The sequence below is a fragment of the Aerococcus sp. HMSC10H05 genome, assembly GCF_001806975.1.
GTDB lineage: Bacteria > Bacillota > Bacilli > Lactobacillales > Aerococcaceae > Aerococcus > Aerococcus viridans_B.
The window spans coordinates 1-1073 of sequence record NZ_KV787003.1 but is presented as its reverse complement, the minus strand read 5'-3'; the positions used below and the strand labels follow the sequence as shown (position 1 = coordinate 1073).

The window sequence follows — 1073 nt, the reverse complement described above, 5'->3', positions numbered from 1 at the left end:
CTCGTACAGCTCATGTCGCCTGGCCAGGATCTGATGGTCCAGCCCTCGATGCCGCTCAGTCGGTGTCACGAAACGTATCCGGCTGTGCCGATGATCATTGTTGTACCAACGCATGAAATCCCTCACCCAGAGGCGTGCCGCGTCAAGGCTGGCAAACCCGTCCTGCGGCCATTGCGGGCAGTATTTCAGTGTCCTGAACAGCGACTCCGAGTAAGGATTGTCGTTGCTGACACGCGGTCGCCCACGCGACGGGGTGATGCCCAGTTCATACATCTTGCTTAACAACGTCACCGATTTCATCGGCGCACCGTTGTCCGAGTGCAGCACCAGCGGCTCGTGCAAACACTGCTCGCCTATCACGCTGCGTTGCAGCAGGGCGGCGGCTTTCTCGCCGCTTTCCATCTCGTAAACTTCCCAGCCAACGGCCTTGCGGCTGTAAATATCCTCGATCAAATAGAGGTAATAATACTTGCCCCTTATCGGTGACGGCAGGTACGTAATGTCCCACGACCACACCTGATTCGGCGCTTTGGCTGCATGTGTCGTCGGTGCCGCATATCGTCTGGGACGCTGACTGCGCCCTCGACGCTGTTGTTGACCTGCGGCCCGCAAGACGCGATAAAACGTGGCCTCCGACGCCAGATAACACCCTTGATCGGCCAGCCGTGGCACGATCTGGCTGGGCGGCAGGTGAGCGTACTCAGGGCTGTTGCACAGTGTGATAATAGCTTGGCGCTCAACGTCGCTCAGTGCATTGGACGGAGTCGGCCGCGTGACCGTTGTGCGGGCATCAGCCTTGAAAACGTCTGTCTGCGTCCATCGCTGCAAGGTACGCAATGACAGGTCGATTTCCTGGCAGGCCCTTGCTTTTCGGGCTCCCTCTGCAACAGCGGTATTTAGCCAGTCAATCAGTAACAGGCGCTCAGGCAAGGACGTCAGTTGTCCTCGTCGACGGTCCCCCAGTAGTCGTTGAGCTTTTTTCGCAGCACCAACAACGCCGCGGTTTCAGCGAGCGCCTTGTCTTTGCGGCGCAGTTCGCGCTCAAGTTCCTGTATGCGTTTCTTGTCTTTGCG

At 58.2% G+C, this 1073-nt stretch carries 1 pseudogene; it reads right to left on the bottom strand.

Annotated features, from left to right (window positions below):
• Positions 1 to 1073 (bottom strand): annotated as a pseudogene (locus HMPREF3116_RS08825) (IS3-like element ISPsy31 family transposase); the annotation flags it as partial.